This is a genomic window from Bradyrhizobium sp. 195 (assembly GCF_023101665.1).
In the GTDB taxonomy this organism is placed as follows: Bacteria; Pseudomonadota; Alphaproteobacteria; order Rhizobiales; family Xanthobacteraceae; genus Bradyrhizobium.
The window spans coordinates 5660540-5675337 of sequence record NZ_CP082161.1 but is presented as its reverse complement, the minus strand read 5'-3'; the positions used below and the strand labels follow the sequence as shown (position 1 = coordinate 5675337).

Sequence of the window (14798 nt, the reverse complement as noted above, 5' to 3'; positions counted from 1 at the left end):
GGTAGCCCGGATGGAGCGAAGCGAAATCCGGGTTCTATCCGGGGCGACACCGTCCCGGATGCGCTTCGCTCCATCCGGGCTACGAAGCTGGAGTAACTCCCTCACAGCCATCCGGCGCGACGAAAACGCCAGTACAGCGCGGTGCACGCCGTCAGCATCACGCCGAGCAGCATGAAGTAGCCGTACTCCCATTCCAGCTCCGGCATGTGCTTGAAGTTCATGCCGTAGATGCCGGCGAGCGCGGTCGGGATCGCGATGATCGCAAGCCATGAGGCGAGCTTCTTCGACACCGCCGTCTCCTGCGCCTGGCCGACCAGCAGGCTCGCCTCGAAGGCGAAGGCCAGCACCTCGCGCATGGAATCGATGCGTTCCTGGATGTTGCGGACGTGGTCGGTGACGTCGCGGAACAGCGGCTGCATGGCCTGCCGTACCATCGACAGCTCGTCATGCTCCAGCCGGCGGCAGACCTCCACCAGCGGCCCGATCGCGTTGCGCAGCCGCAACAGGTCGCGGCGCAGCATGTAAAGCCGTTCGATCTGCGCCTTGGTGATCGCGTGCGCGAGCACGTCATCCTCGATCGCCTCGATCTCTACGTGAATGCTCTCGAGCACGGGCGAGTAGTTGTCGACGATGAAATCGAGGATGGCGTAGAGGATGTAATCCTCGCCGCGTGCGAGCGCCCGCGGGCAGCTTTCGCAGCGTTCACGGACCGGCTTGTAAGACGTCGAAGCGCCGTGGCGCACCGACACCAGATAGCCGTCGCCGACGAAGATGTGGGTCTCGCCGAAGGCGATCCGCCCTTCGATCAATTGCGCGGTGCGGGCGACGATGAACAGGGCCTCGCCATATTGCTCGATCTTGGGGCGCTGATGGGCGTGGTTGGCGTCCTCGATCGCGAGCTCGTGCAGGTCGAATTGCTTCTGCACCGCGCCGAGCAGCGCCATGTCGGGCTCGTGCAGGCCGATCCAGACCACGTGGCCAGGTTTGGACCGCCAGCTCGAGGCCTCGCTGATGGCGATATTGGCGGTGCGCCGGCCATCGACATAGGCGCCGGCAGCGACGACGCCCTCGGTCGATACCGGCTCGGCGGGGGATGTAGGCAGCGACGGGACGTTCATGGCTTCAATCCCGGGCAAATCGACCGACCGAACGGGTGCGGCCACAGCCTATGCGCATGGCCTGTGTACAAGGCCCTCTGCCGAGGCTAGCACTGGTAAAATCCCCGTCAAATGGTTATGTCTCTTCACGAAATGGCCCGTTGGCCAGCCCGATTCCTGCCACCGTCGGAACCTCTGTCATGAAAGCCGCCATCCTCGTCTTTCCGGGAATCAACCGCGAGCGCGACATGGCGCGTGCGCTGAGGCTGATCTCCGGCAGCGAGCCGGCGATGGTGTGGCATGCCGAGACGTCCCTGCCTGCGGGCACGGATCTCGTGGTGGTGCCGGGCGGCTTCTCCTACGGCGACTATTTGCGCTGCGGTGCCATCGCGGCCCGCGCGCCGGTGATGGACGCGGTGCGCGACTATGCGGCCAAGGGCGGCCTCGTGCTCGGCGTTTGCAACGGTTTTCAGATCCTCTGCGAGTCCGGCCTCCTGCCGGGCGTCTTGATGCGCAACGCGCGGCTGAAATTCATCTGCCACGACGTGCATCTGCGCGTCGAGCGTTCCGATACGCCGTTCACCCGCGGCTACAATGCAGGGCAGGTGATCCGCGTGCCGGTCGCCCATGGCGAGGGCAATTACGAGGCGGATGAAGAGACCATCAAGCGGCTCGAAGGCGAGGGGCGGGTGCTCTATCGCTACTGTTCCGCCGACGGCGTGGTGGACGAAGCCCACAACATCAACGGCGCGGCGCATTCGATCGCCGGCATCGTCAACGACAGGGGCAACGTGCTCGGCATGATGCCGCATCCGGAAAACCACGTCGAAGACATCATGGGCTGCACCGACGGCCGCGGCCTGTTCGCGGGCCTCACCGCGCATCTGGAAAAGGCCGCGTGATCTCGTTCGTGCTGAAGCGGTCTCTCGCCGCGATCGCGGCGCTGTCGCTCGCGTCATTTTCGCTCGCAACCAGCGCCCTCGCGCAGGATTACCCCAAGCGTCCGATCACCATGATCGTGCCGTTCGCGGCCGGCGGTACTTCGGACGTGATCGCGCGCACGGTAGCCGAGCAGATGGGGATCGCGCTCGGCCAGACCATCGTGATCGAGAACGTTGCGGGCGCCGGCGGCTCGACCGCGCTGGCGCGCGCCTCCCGCGCCGAGCCCGACGGCTACACCATCGCGATCGGCAATGCCGGCACCAATGCCGCGACCTACACGATCTATCCAAAACTGCCGTTCACGCCGGACTCCTTCGTCCCGATCGCCATGGTGGCGAAGACATTCGGCATCGTCGCGCTGCGCAAGGACTTTCCGGCGAAGGACCTGAAAGAGTTCATTGCCTACGCCAAGGCCAATCCCGGCAAGATCAATCTCGGCCATGCCGGCGTCGGCTCCTCGAATTATTTGATCTGCAAGAGCTTCGTGACATCAGCCGGCATCGACGCGACTCTGGTCGGCTATCGCGGTGCCGCGCCTGCGCTGACCGATGCCGTCGGCAGCCAGATCGACGGCGTCTGCGATGCGGCCGCCTCGGTCTCGCAGTCGATCAACGAGAAGCTGGTGAAGGGGCTCGTGGTCGGCTCGACCGTGCGCCTCGCCACGCTGCCCGATCTGCCAACGTCAGCCGAAGCCGGCCTGCCTGAATTCGAGGCACAGGGCTGGAACGGCCTGTTCGCGCCCAAGGGCACGCCGCCGGCGGTGATCGCCAAGCTCAACGCCGCCGCGCGCACCGCCGTCGAGACCGACGCGGTGAAGAAGCGCTTTGTCGACCTTTCGACCGTCGCTCCCGACGCCAACGAGCATGCGCCGGAGCTGCTGCAGCAGCTCGTGACGCGCGACGTCGAGAAGTACCGGAAGATGCTGGCGGACGACGCGAAGTAGCCGCAGCTTTTGGCTGCGGCCTCATGAACCTCGATCGAATTTGAGACGACTGAATCCTCGTCGCTGTCAAAGGCGCACGTCCTGGGTCGTCGATTCCTCCGGAGGCGAGCAACTCAAAGTTGTTTCATGGCTCCAGTTGCGATATCAGGAAGCCTGTGCTGCCGTGTGCTCCTGGATGTCACATGCCCGTTGCTCTGGTCGTTCTGCTGCTCGATATCACGCTCATTTATCACGCCTCACGAACCGGGCGGTTGCGGCCGTGGGCCTTCATTATCCTGCTGGTGCCGATGATGGGCGCGATTGCCTATATCGCCGTCGAGCTCATTCCGGAATGGTTTTCCAGCCCTGGCGCGCGTCAGGCGCGCCAGCGCGTTGCCAACCGGCTCGATCCCGAGAAACGTTATCGCGAACTGTCCGACCGCTTGGCCGGCACGGACACCATCGCCAATCGCGCGGCGCTGGCGGAAGAATGTGTCAATCTCGCGCGCTTCGCTGAAGCGGAGGCGCATTACGATCACGTTCTGAAGCTGCCGATGGGCCACGATCCCGCCTATGCGCTTCGCAAGGCGCAGGCCGAGTTTTCCGCCAAGCGCCCAGCTGACGCGCTCGCAACGCTGGACGATCTCCAGAAGCAATGGCCGGACTTCGATTCCGCCGATGCGCATCTGCTCTACGCCCGCGCGCTTGCGGAGGTCGGCCGGCTCGACGAGGCGCTCGAGGAATATCACGCGCTCGCCGGCTACTTCCCCGGCGCCGAAGCGCGAGTGCGCTAGGGCATGCTGCTGCAAACGGTCGGCCGCGGCGCCGAAGCACGCATGGTCTTCAACGAGCTCCTGATCCAGATGCGGCGCGCGCCGAAATATTTGCGCACGGCACATGCGGAGTGGTTGTCGATCGCCGAGAAGCAGCTTTCGGCCTGAAAGCGTCTAGGCGAATGCCGTCAGGCTGGGAATCTCACAGAAAAACCAGCGATATCCAGGGCACGAAGGTAATCAGCAGCAGGCCCAGGAACAGCCACGCGAGATAGATCCAGATCCTGCGCATGCCGGCATCCGGCGACACGCCACCGATGCTGCAGGCGGCGTAGTAGCAGAGGCCGAATGGCGGTGCGAACAGACCAAGGCCCATCGCCAAAATTACCACCATGGCGTAGTGCACCTCGTGGATGCCGAACTGTGCCGCGACCGGGAAGAGCAGCGGGCCGAACAACACGATGGCCGGGATGCCCTCAAGCACGCTGCCGAGCACGATGAAGGCGACCACCGAGATCAGCAGGAAGCCGTAGGCCCCCCCGGGCACGCCCGCCATGCGTGCGGCGAGGTCATGCGAGAAGCCGGATTGCGCGAGCGCCCAAGCCATTGCGCTTGCGGCGCCCACGATGAACAGGATCGAGCCGGAGAGCGAGGCGGTCTGGACCAGCATCGGCAGCACGTTCTTCCATGCCAGGCTGCCACGATAGATGATCAGGCCGAGCACAAGGCAGTAGGCGATACCGATGGTCGAGACTTCGGTTGCGGTGGCAACACCCTCGACCACCGCGCTGCGGATCAGGAACGGCAGGGCAAGCGCCGGCAGCGCCACCCAGAGCGTTTTCGCCACCACGGAGAGCGGCGCGCGCGCGACTTTGACCCCGGCATGCTCCTCTGTGCTTGCCCGATAACGCGCGACGAAGGCGAGCACGATCGCCAGCACGATCCCCGGGAGGATGCCAGCGGTGAACAGGGCCGCGATCGACACGCCGGTGACGGAGGCGATCGCGATCAGAACGATCGACGGCGGAATGGTCTCGCTCATTGCTCCCGACGCCGCGAGCAGCGACACCAGCTCGCCATCCTTCATGCCGCGCTTGCGCATCTCGGGAAACAGCACCGGTGCGATCGCGGCCATGTCGGCGGTCTTGGAGCCGGAGATGCCCGAGACCAGCAGCATGGCGCCGAGCATCACGTATGACAGCCCGCCGCGGACATGGCCGAGCACGGAGGCGAGGAACGCGACCATGACGCGCGCCATGCCGGTCTGCTCGACCAATTGCCCGAGCAGCACGAACAGTGGCACAGCGAGCAGGATCAGCGAGCTCATGCCCTCGTCGATCCGTCCGACCACGACCAACAACGGTGTCCGTGTCGTCGTCAGCAGGAAAGCGACGGTCGCAAGACAAAAGGAAAACGCGATCGGCACACCCGCCATCACGGCGCAGCCGAGCAGGCCGACGAAGAAGATCAGCAGGTTCCAGTTGCCGAGCGACTTCAGCGAAGGGCCGGCGAAATAGAGGGCTCCGGCGATCGCCGCAAACAATAGTCCGACGGCCAACAGATCCTTGGCCGAACGCTTCACCAGCGTGAGGCAGATGCTGGCCAGCGCGACGATGCAACCAGCTGGAATTGCGGCGGCGCGGACCACGCCGGACCAGCCGAGCGCTGGCGTCTCCACGAGCGCCTGGTCCTCCACATAGTCCAGCGCCGGATGCAGGATGATCGCCAGGAACAGCGCGACGGAGCCGGCTGCGAGCGTCGAGGTCCACGCCTCCGCGCGGGGCGACAAATGGGAGGTGAAGAAAGTCAGGCGCATATGCGACGAGCGTTGCACTGCGATGGCGCTGCCGAGCATGGCGAGCCACAGGAACAGGATCGAGGCGAGCTCGTCCGACCAGATGATCGGCCGATGAAAGACGCCGCGCGCGACGATGCCGGCGAACAGGATGACGACTTCCGCGACGACAGCGGCCGCCGCCGGGATCTCCACCAGCCAGCGCAGCATCTGCTCCGGCCAGCGTCCCCGGATCGGCCGCGCCTCATCGAGCGTGACCGCCTCGGGCATGCCGACGACCGCGCTCACGCGAGCGCCCCGACGGCAGCCTCAAGCGTCTTCCAATTGTCTTCGCCGAACTTGCCACGCCACTCCTTGTAGAATCCGGCGCTCGACAGTCCTTTGCGGAAGGCCTCCTTGTCGGACGCCTCGAAGGTAATTCCCTTTGCGACCAGCTGATCCTTCAGTGTCATATTGAGCTTTGCAGTATCGGCGCGCTGCTCCATCGCGGCCTGGTCGAACTCCTTACGGACCAGCGCCTGCAGATCATCGGGCAGTGCTTTCACCGAGCGGCGATTGCCGAGGATGAAGAACGGATCCCAGATGTGATTGGTCTCGGAAATGTACTTCTGCACCTCATAAATCTTGCCGGCCTCGATCGTCACAAGCCCGTTCTCCTGCCCGTCGACCAGGTGCGTCTGCAGCGCCGTGTACAATTCGTTGAAATTGATCGACGTCGGATTGGCGCCCAGCGACTTGAACAGGGAGGTGAAGATCGGTGAGACAGGCACGCGGATCCGATAGCCGGCGAGATCGCCCGGCGTCTTGATTGGCTTTGTAAACGACGAGATCTGCCGAAACGTATTGTCCGCCGGCTTGGCGATCACAAGCGCGCCGGTCTTCTCGATTTGGGCTGCGATCAGCCTGCCGAGATCGCCGTCCATCGCATTCCAGACCTGGCTGTAGTCGGAGAAGGCAAAGCCGACATTGGCGATGCCGGCGACCGGCGCCACCGTCGACAACACGGAGCCGGCGATGTTGAGAAAGTCGACGCCCCCGCTGCGGATCTGGGTCAAGAGATCCGTATCGGAGCCAAGCTGCGAGGCCGGAAAGAACTTGATCTCCAGCCGCCCGCCGCTAGCTTCCTTGATCCGCTTCACGGCCTGGTCGAGCCGGGTGTTGATCGGTTGCGTCAGCGACTGGCCGGTGGCGAGCTTGTACTCGAACTCGGCCGCTTGCGCCGGCCTGGTGCGAATTGCGACCAGAGGTATGGCCGCGGCAGCAGTCAAGACGTTGCGGCGCGAGATGGTGTGGCGTTGGCCCGACATCGTTCGTCCTCCCCTGGTGCTCGTTTGCCGCGCCTTGTCGACGCGCATGTTTATTCATTGCCGCGCGCAAGCCCTGCGGCGGGTATCGTTGAAGTCGCTTGTCTGGTGAAAGGGCTCTAGCCTTGCGTTCCTTCCCCCGGGCGGACCGGCGCGCTGCGTCGGCCCGTTTCCTCGATCGGCGCCTGTCTGTCGCGGGCTGCCTTGAACCTGAAGCCTAGATCGCTGGTCATGCACGACAATTGAATTATATTCGTCGTCACTTTAGCTGGTCTAAAAGGTTCTCTGATGCAGATACCGTTCCGCGCCATTATTGTCTTCCACGCGGTGGCGCGTGCGGGCAGCATATCCCGTGCGGCGGATGAACTGCGGGTGACGCCATCGGCCGTCAGCCAGCAGATCCAGGCGCTGGAGCTGCACCTTGGCACCGCGCTGACCTCGCGGGTCGGACGCAACATCACGCTGACCGAGGCTGGCGAGCGCTATTTCGAGATGATCAGCCGAGAGATCGAGCACGTCACGGACGTGACGCAGCACGTCCGCGGCATCCGCTCGGCCACCACATTGACGGTGCGCGCAGCACCGAGCGTGTCGAGCAAATGGCTGTTGCCGCGGCTGGCTAGCTTCGTCGATGCCAATCCCGACATCGAATTGCGGCTTGACGGCACCAATGAGCCGACCGATTTCCGCAAGGAGAATGTCGACCTGGAGATTCGGCATGGCGAAGGCGGCTGGGCCGGCCTGTTCGTCGAAAGCCTCGGCAAGGAGCGGTTCTTTCCGCTATGTGCGCCTTCATCCTTTGCGGCGGGCAGCCTATCCGCCCACGATCTGCTCAAGCATCGGCTGATCCATTCGGTGAAGTCGCAGATGCAATGGCCGCGCTGGTTCGCGGAAGCCGGCATCGAGGCTGCGGAACGCTGGAAGCGCGTGCTGTTCGATCGCAGCCACATGGCCATCGATGCCGCCGTCGACGGCATCGGCATTGGCCTCGACAGCGAGCTGCTGGCCTGGCGCGAATTGCGCGACGGCCGCCTGGTTTGCCCGGTGAAGGATCCGCCCGAGGTCACACTGACCACGCAGTGGATCGTCTGTCCGCACGGCCATTTGCGCCACCGCAAGACCCGCACTTTCCTCGACTGGCTGCGCACGGAACGCGACAGCTGGAGTGCGCAGCAACACACGCGGATTGTTTAGCGTGTCTACATCGTCGCCGCAGATAATCTGAATTGCCCCCGGATTCGCCGCTGCCTAACGTTTCGCTGCAGGGCGAGCACGGCCGGACCTCACGGCTGCAACGAACGCCGTCACCCGAGGAACGCTGAAGGAAATCCAGATGAATCTCCATCGCATGCTGCTGGAGCGCAAGGCTGCCGGCAAGCCTGTCACCATTGGCTTGATCGGTGCCGGAAAATTCGGCCTGATGTTCCTGTCGCAGGTGCGCCAGACCGACGGCATGCATCTCGTCGGAGTCGCAGACCTGAACACTAACCGCGCCCGCGCGCAGCTCAAGCTCGGTTGCTGGCCGGAAGAGCAATACGCGGCAGCCTCTATCGATGACGCGCTCAAGCATGGCAGCACGGTTGTCACGGACAACGCCGACGCGCTGATCACCCATCCGGCGATCGAGGTGATCATCGAGGCGACCGGCGACCCCGGCGCCGGCATCCGCTTTGCGATGAAGGCGATCGAGAACGGCAAGCACATCGTGATGGTCAATGTCGAAGCGGACGCGGTCGCAGGGCCCATTCTGGCGCGCAAGGCGAAGCAAGCCGGCGTCGTCTATTCACTCGCCTGGGGCGACCAGCCGGCGCTGATCGCCGATCACGTCGACTGGGCGCGCGCGGCCGGCTTCAAGGTCGTCGCCGCCGGCAAGGGCACGCGCTACCACCCGACCTATCACCAGTCGACGCCGGATACCGTCTGGGACATCCTCGACAAATACATGAAGATCAAGGATCGCAACTCGATCAATCCAAAGATGTTCAACTCGTTCGTCGACGGCACCAAGTCGGGCATCGAGATGACCGCGGTGTGCAATGCGACCGGGCTGCATGCGCAGAGCGAGGGCCTCTCATTCCCGCCGGCCACGCGCTTCGAGCATGCCGAGATCTGCAAGCCGAAATCCGACGGCGGCATGCTGGAGAGATCCGGCGTTACCGAAGTGACCTCGTCGGTCTATCGCGACGGCTCCGATGTTCCGCAGAGTCTCGTGATGGGCACCTATGTCGTATTCGAGACCGACAGCGCTTATTCGGAGGAGTGTTTCCGCGAATACAGCATGCTGCAGGACAAGACCGGCAAATATGCCTCGCTGTACCGGCCGATCCACATGATCGGGCTCGAGCTCGGCATCTCCGTGGCGTCAGCGGCGCTGCGCAAGGAGCCGACGGGGGCACCGATCGTGTTCAACTCCGACGTGGTCGCGACCGCCAAACGCAAGCTGAAGGCCGGCGAGATGCTCGACGGCGAGGGCGGCTTCTGTGTCTGGGGCAAGCAGACCCCGGCCGACGCTTCACTGAAGCAGGGCTATTTGCCGCTGGGCCTCGCCCATCATGTCAAGCTCAAGACCGATATCGAGCAAGGCCAGCGCCTGAAATGGGAGGACGTCGAGTACGACCCCGACGGTCTCGCGGTGCGGGTACGCCGCGAGATGGAGGCGGCTTTCCGGCAACCGAACATCGCCTAGCGCAGCTTCAGCCGCTCCGCAGGCACGGTCATGGCCGCAACGCCGGCCATGACCAGCAGCAGGCCCAGCGCGAGGTTTGACGGCACGCTCTCACCGAGCAGCAACACCGACAGACCCACGCCGATCGGGATGCGCAAGTACCCTTGCGCGTTGGTGGTCAGCGTGCCGAGCCGGCCGAGGCAGATGTAGAACAGCATCAGGCCCAGTGCGCTGGAGACGATGCCCATGACGATGGTGGCGATGATCGCCGTCGGCGTCGGCTGCAGCGTCCAGGGCTGGTCGATGATCAGCGATGGCGGCAGCAGGATGATGCCGCCGAACAGCAGCGAGCCGGCCGCCACCACCATCGGGTCGTATTCCGACAGCCGAAGACCGAAGATGGTCGCGCAGGCAAAGGAGATGGTGGCGAGCAGGATCGCGATCTCCGCGACGATCTCGCTACCGAAGCCGCGCAGCGCGTCGAGCCCAACGATGGCGACAGTGCCGGCGAGACCCAAGATCGCGCCGGCGAGCTTGAGCAGCGTCGCCGGCTCGTGCCGTGTGATCAGCGAGGTGATCAGGAAGGCGAAGATCGGCGTGGTCGAGGCCAGCACCACCGTGTTCGAGGCCGGCACATATTGCTGCGACCAGGTGATGATCAGGAACGGAAAGGTCGAGTTGATCAATTGCTGGGTGGCGAACAGCTTCCAGGCCGTGGCATCGGTCGGGACCTTGATGCCGCGCATCCACAGGATCGCGAACAGGAAGGCGGCCGCAATCAGCGACCGCGCCGATATGAAGGTGATGGGCGGGACGGTGGGAAGCGCGAGCTTGGCCAGCGGATAGGTCGAGCTCCAGCAGCAGGCCAGCGCGAGCAGCAGGGCATAGTCGCGCCAGTTGCGTGCGCCGGTTATGGCGATGCGCGAAAGCGGTGCGGCGGCCGTCGCGCGACCCGTCGGCGATGTGCTCTGCGGCACCTTGTTCTTGCTCCCCGGCGCAATAGCGCTTGCCGGGAAGTCTGGGCGAGGGCGCGCGAAAAGGGAAGGCGTCGAGCTATGCGTTTGGCTGGGGCTGCGGCTTCCGCTTCATCCGCTTGATCGTGCCGGAAAAGGTGAGCAGCAGCCGCTCGCCGGACATCATCTGGCCGCGCAGGAAGATCAGCGAACCGCCGGCCCGGCTCACCTCGCCGGTGCATTCGATCAGCTCGCCCTCCCGTGCCGCGTCGAGGAATTCGCAGGAAAAATTGGTCGTCACGGCCCGGCTGTCCAGGACATGGGTGGCGATCGCAAACAGGGAATAGTCGGCAAAGGCCATGTAGCAGCCGCCATGGACGTTTCCGGAGCCGTTGAGGTGCTTCTTCTCGACCCGGAAGGCGCTGCGGATGCTGCCGTCCGCCTCGATCCGGTGCCAGAAGGGGCCGACATGGGACTCAAAACTGTCGCGAATCCAGGTCCGCCAGCCCTCAAATTCGCCCTCGGTGGCGACGTGAAGGTCAGGGCGGCGGGGCGGGGGCGCTTTGGTCAATTCGTGCAAGGAAATGGGCCTTCAATTGCGGGTCTTCAGCCCTTAAATCCGATCTGTTCGCGCCGTGCAATTCCTGTTCCCGCAGGCGGCCTGCTGCAAAATGTGGGACAGCGGGAAAATGCGCCATAAAGGGCTTTTCGCGAGCCCCGGATGTTCCTAAGAACGGCCAAACCGCCGCCGAAAGCCCCGAATCCATGAAGAACGAACCCAAGATCACCCCCGAACTGGTTGCCGCCCACGGGCTCAAGCCCGACGAGTACGAGCGCATCCTGAAGCTGATCGGGCGGGAGCCGAGTTTTACCGAGCTCGGCATCTTCTCGGCGATGTGGAACGAGCACTGCTCGTACAAGTCCTCGCGCATCCATCTGCGCGGCCTGCCGACCAAGGCGCCCTGGGTCATCCAGGGCCCCGGCGAGAATGCCGGTGTGATCGACATCGGCGATGGCCAAGCCGTGGTCTTCAAGATGGAGAGCCACAACCACCCGAGCTATATCGAGCCCTACCAGGGCGCGACCACCGGCGTCGGCGGCATTCTGCGCGACGTTTTCACCATGGGCGCGCGCCCGATCGCCTGCCTCAATGCGCTGAGCTTCGGTGCGCCCGAGCATGCCAAGACCCGGCATCTCGTCTCCGGCGTCGTCGCCGGCGTTGGCGGCTACGGCAATTCCTTTGGCGTGCCGACGGTGGGCGGCCAGGTGCGCTTCCACACCCGCTATGACGGCAACATCCTCGTCAACGCGATGGCCGTAGGCCTCGCTGACGCCGACAAGATCTTCTATGCGGCCGCCTCCGGCGTGAACATGCCGATCGTCTATCTCGGCTCCAAAACGGGGCGCGACGGCATCCACGGCGCCTCGATGGCCTCGGCCGAGTTCGACGACAAGTCCGAGGAGAAGCGCCCGACCGTGCAGGTCGGCGATCCCTTCGCCGAGAAGCTACTGCTCGAGGCCTGCCTCGAGATCATGGAGAAGGGCTGCGTCATTGCGATCCAGGACATGGGCGCGGCGGGCCTGACCTGCTCGGCGGTGGAGATGGGCGCCAAGGGCGACCTCGGCGTCGATCTCGATCTCGACGCGGTGCCGACCCGCGAGACCGGGATGAGCGCCTACGAGATGATGCTCTCGGAAAGCCAGGAGCGCATGCTGATGGTGCTCAAGCCCGAGAAGGAAAAGGAAGCCGAGGCGATCTTCAAGAAGTGGGGCCTCGACTTCGCAGTCGTCGGCTACACCACGCCGAGCAAGCGTTTCGTGGTCAAGCATGGCGGCGACGTCATGGCCGATCTGCCCATCAAGGAGCTCGGCGACGAGGCGCCGCTCTATGACCGCCCGCACGTCCCCTCGGCGGCGTTGCCGGTCGTGCACGCCCGCGACGTGCCGGCGCCGATGAGCCTCGGTGCCGCGCTGGAGAAGCTGATCGGCACGCCCGACATGTGCTCTAAGCGCTGGGTCTGGGAGCAATACGACCACGTCATTCTCGGCAACACGATGCAGCGCCCCGGCGGCGACGCCGCCGTCGTGCGCGTTGAGGACGGGCCGAAGGGGCTTGCGCTGACTGTCGACGTCACGCCGCGCTATTGCGAGGCCGACCCGTTCGAGGGCGGCAAGCAGGCGGTGGCGGAGGCCTGGCGCAACATCACCGCGGTCGGCGGCAAGCCGCTCGCGATCACCGACAATCTCAATTTCGGCAACCCTGAGCGGCCCGAGATCATGGGCCAGTTCGTTGGTTGCCTGAAGGGCATCTCGGAAGCCTGCCGCACGCTGGACTTCCCGGTCGTGTCCGGCAACGTCTCGCTCTACAACGAGACCAACGGCCGAGCGATCCTGCCGACGCCCTCGATCGGCGGCGTCGGCCTGCTCGATGACTTCACCAAGTCCGCCTCGCTCGCCTTCAAGGCGGAGGGCGAGGCGATCCTCTTGATCGGCGAGACGCACGGCTGGATCGGCCAGTCCGTTTACTTGCGCGATATTTGCGGTCGCGAGGAGGGCGCGCCACCGCCGGTTGATCTCGCCGCCGAAAAGCGCAATGGCGATTGCGTGCGCGGCATGATCCATGGCGGTACCGCGACCGCCGTGCATGATCTCTCCGATGGCGGCCTCCTGATCGCGCTCGCCGAGATGGCGATGGCGAGCGGCATCGGCGCAAAGCTGCTGGCGGCGCCGACCGCGCTGGTGCCGCAGGCCTATTGGTTCGGCGAGGACCAGGCGCGCTATCTCGTCACCGTGCCGGAAACGGAAGCCGGCCGCGTGCTCGCCAAGATGCGCGGCTGCGAGGTGCCCTGCGTGCGCATCGGCACCACCGGTGGTGATGCGATTATCATCGCGGGCGAGGCGCCGGTTGCGATCGACGCGTTGCGGAAATCGTTCGAGAAGTGGCTGCCGGAGTATATGGGCGGGAAGGCGGCGTAAGGCGCCGCCACACACTCAGTCCCGTAGCCCGGATGAGCGAAGCGACATCCGGGACCGCAGTCGCTTGTGGCAACACCCCGGATTTCGCTTCGCTCATCCGGGCTACGGACTTCGCTGAGCTCGCAATGACGGAGACCGTCAGTGTCACAGCACCTTCGTTGCCCCGGGGATCTGGCGCAAGGCGCGCGTTAGCGCCCAACTGAACGCGACTGTCAGCACGAATCCAATCGTCGCCTTGATGATCGCTGGCAGGTCATAGTCGAACAGCCAGTATTGCAGCCAAAGCGCGATCGGGTAGTGCACCAAAAAGATACCGTAGGCGTCCGCCTGCATCGGATCGAGTAGCTTGGCCGAGCCTGATTGTCTGAACCTCTGGAAAAAGGCCAGGATCAGAAACATGATGGCTACGCTGAAGACAGCGAAGCAGATGGCATAAAGCCCCTCATACCAGTTCGGCAGCGGCGACGGATTTCCCAGTATTTCGCGCTTAATGAAGATCAGCACCCAGAGCAGGCAATATGGAACGATCGCCAAGACCATCCAGTCCCAGCTGACCCTCGCCATCCGGCCTTCTGCCGCGAGCAGGCCGCGATCCATGTTCGCGACGCCGATGCCGGCACCGAAAAAGAAGTAGGTCGCATAGAGCATCACGCGCCCATGCTGCACCGAGAACGGTCCGAACTCGAACCAGCTGCTTGGTCCATAAAGGATCCGCCCAGGAACGTAGAACGCTGCGGTGACGGCAAGCATGACCGCGAAAAACGCGGCGGGCCGACGGCGACCGTACAGCGAGAGGCGATTGATCGGATCGAGCAGGTTGGGTGACAGCCGATGCAGTATGCAGGCCACCACGTCGAAGCCGAGCAGGACCCAAAGGAACCAGATCGGCCCGCTCGGCCACGGGCCTTTCGTGACCATATTCCACCAGTATTCCGAAAAGCCGATCTCGGGATGGTGTCGGAGCGAGATGGCGTAATAGGCGAGCGGGATGATCGTGAATGCGCAGATCACGAATGGCAGGCCAAGTCGAAGCAGGCGATCTGCCAGATAGTTCAGCGCGCCCTTGCGGGCGATACCCGACCACGCAAACAAGCCCGACAGGAAGAAGAACATCGCCATGAAGAAGCTGTCGGTGGCGAGCACGATCACGTCGAAGCCGGCCCAGGAGGCCGGATCGGTGTGACCGAAATGCGTGTAGGGAATCACCGCGTGGTGCAGCAGCACCACCAGCGTCAGGAAGGTGCGGGCGCGATCGAGCGACAGATTGCGTGCTTTGCTCTTCGGCGCGACTTGCGCCTCCGCGCCGATCGTCGCTGATTGTGACATCGTGGTCATGGCTGCCCCGCGCTCCTGCTCCCGGGCGGGACTGTG

At 64.3% G+C, this 14798-nt stretch carries 11 protein-coding genes and 1 pseudogene; 6 read left to right on the top strand and 6 right to left on the bottom strand.

Annotated elements, in window-relative coordinates:
* Positions 1 to 101 precede the first annotated feature (101 nt).
* Positions 102 to 1118, bottom strand: coding sequence for a magnesium and cobalt transport protein CorA (locus IVB26_RS26615; protein ID WP_247968102.1), 1017 nt, complete (start codon positions 1116 to 1118; stop codon positions 102 to 104).
* 179 nt (positions 1119 to 1297) lie between these two features.
* On the opposite strand from IVB26_RS26615, the gene purQ reads away from it, so the two are divergent.
* The 3 genes and pseudogenes from purQ (at position 1298) to IVB26_RS26600 (ending at position 3902) form a co-directional block, all read left to right on the top strand.
* Complete coding sequence (gene purQ, locus IVB26_RS26610) at positions 1298 to 1999, top strand: phosphoribosylformylglycinamidine synthase subunit PurQ (protein WP_247968101.1); 702 nt, start codon at positions 1298 to 1300, stop codon at positions 1997 to 1999.
* Positions 1996 to 2982, top strand: a complete 987-nt coding sequence (locus IVB26_RS26605; protein WP_247968100.1) for a tripartite tricarboxylate transporter substrate binding protein BugD — start codon at positions 1996 to 1998, stop codon at positions 2980 to 2982. The genes purQ and IVB26_RS26605 overlap by 4 nt, the downstream gene beginning before the upstream one ends.
* 182 nt (positions 2983 to 3164) lie before the next feature.
* Positions 3165 to 3902, top strand: a pseudogene (locus IVB26_RS26600) (tetratricopeptide repeat protein).
* A 34-nt stretch (positions 3903 to 3936) separates the two neighbouring features.
* Here IVB26_RS26600 and IVB26_RS26590 read toward each other — a convergent pair.
* The gene (locus IVB26_RS26590) at positions 3937 to 5799 is read right to left on the bottom strand and encodes a TRAP transporter large permease (RefSeq protein ID WP_247973278.1); all 1863 of its coding nucleotides are present in this window, start codon (positions 5797 to 5799) and stop codon (positions 3937 to 3939) included.
* Between the two features lie 14 nt (positions 5800 to 5813).
* A complete protein-coding gene (locus IVB26_RS26585) occupies positions 5814 to 6836 on the bottom strand; it encodes a TRAP transporter substrate-binding protein (RefSeq protein ID WP_247968097.1) in 1023 nt (340 codons plus the stop codon).
* 285 nt (positions 6837 to 7121) lie between these two features.
* Here IVB26_RS26585 and IVB26_RS26580 point away from each other — a divergent pair, with 285 nt between their 5' ends.
* Positions 7122 to 8027 (top strand): LysR substrate-binding domain-containing protein, encoded by a 906-nt coding sequence (locus tag IVB26_RS26580; RefSeq protein WP_247968096.1) that lies wholly within the window; start codon positions 7122 to 7124, stop codon positions 8025 to 8027.
* Between the two features lie 139 nt (positions 8028 to 8166).
* Positions 8167 to 9519: an NAD(P)H-dependent oxidoreductase gene (locus IVB26_RS26575; protein ID WP_247968095.1), complete on the top strand. Its 1353-nt coding sequence runs from the start codon at positions 8167 to 8169 to the stop codon at positions 9517 to 9519.
* Here IVB26_RS26575 and IVB26_RS26570 read toward each other — a convergent pair.
* Positions 9516 to 10475, bottom strand: a complete 960-nt coding sequence (locus IVB26_RS26570) for a DMT family transporter (protein WP_247968094.1) — start codon at positions 10473 to 10475, stop codon at positions 9516 to 9518. The two genes, IVB26_RS26575 and IVB26_RS26570, sit on opposite strands and share 4 nt — an antisense overlap.
* Positions 10476 to 10551: 76 nt before the next feature.
* Entirely contained in the window at positions 10552 to 11031 is a 480-nt protein-coding gene (locus IVB26_RS26565) for a PaaI family thioesterase (RefSeq protein WP_247968093.1), read from the bottom strand.
* Positions 11032 to 11216: 185 nt separating this feature from the next.
* On the opposite strand from IVB26_RS26565, the gene purL reads away from it, so the two are divergent.
* On the top strand, positions 11217 to 13427 hold the full coding sequence (purL, locus tag IVB26_RS26560) for a phosphoribosylformylglycinamidine synthase subunit PurL (RefSeq protein WP_247968092.1): 2211 nt from the start codon (positions 11217 to 11219) through the stop codon (positions 13425 to 13427).
* A 144-nt stretch (positions 13428 to 13571) separates the two neighbouring features.
* Here purL and IVB26_RS26555 read toward each other — a convergent pair whose 3' ends face one another.
* On the bottom strand, positions 13572 to 14762 hold the full coding sequence (locus IVB26_RS26555; RefSeq protein WP_247968091.1) for an acyltransferase family protein: 1191 nt from the start codon (positions 14760 to 14762) through the stop codon (positions 13572 to 13574).
* Positions 14763 to 14798 lie beyond the last annotated feature (36 nt).

Coding starts and splice junctions, on each gene's coding strand:
- purQ (WP_247968101.1), top strand. CDS start 1,298: ATGAAAGCCGCCATCCTCGTCTTTCCGGGAATCAACCGCGAGCGCGAC.
- IVB26_RS26585 (WP_247968097.1), bottom strand. CDS start 6,836: ATGTCGGGCCAACGCCACACCATCTCGCGCCGCAACGTCTTGACTGCT.
- purL (WP_247968092.1), top strand. CDS start 11,217: ATGAAGAACGAACCCAAGATCACCCCCGAACTGGTTGCCGCCCACGGG.
- IVB26_RS26590 (WP_247973278.1), bottom strand. CDS start 5,799: ATGCCCGAGGCGGTCACGCTCGATGAGGCGCGGCCGATCCGGGGACGC.
- IVB26_RS26555 (WP_247968091.1), bottom strand. CDS start 14,762: ATGACCACGATGTCACAATCAGCGACGATCGGCGCGGAGGCGCAAGTC.
- IVB26_RS26575 (WP_247968095.1), top strand. CDS start 8,167: ATGAATCTCCATCGCATGCTGCTGGAGCGCAAGGCTGCCGGCAAGCCT.
- IVB26_RS26615 (WP_247968102.1), bottom strand. CDS start 1,118: ATGAACGTCCCGTCGCTGCCTACATCCCCCGCCGAGCCGGTATCGACC.
- IVB26_RS26580 (WP_247968096.1), top strand. CDS start 7,122: ATGCAGATACCGTTCCGCGCCATTATTGTCTTCCACGCGGTGGCGCGT.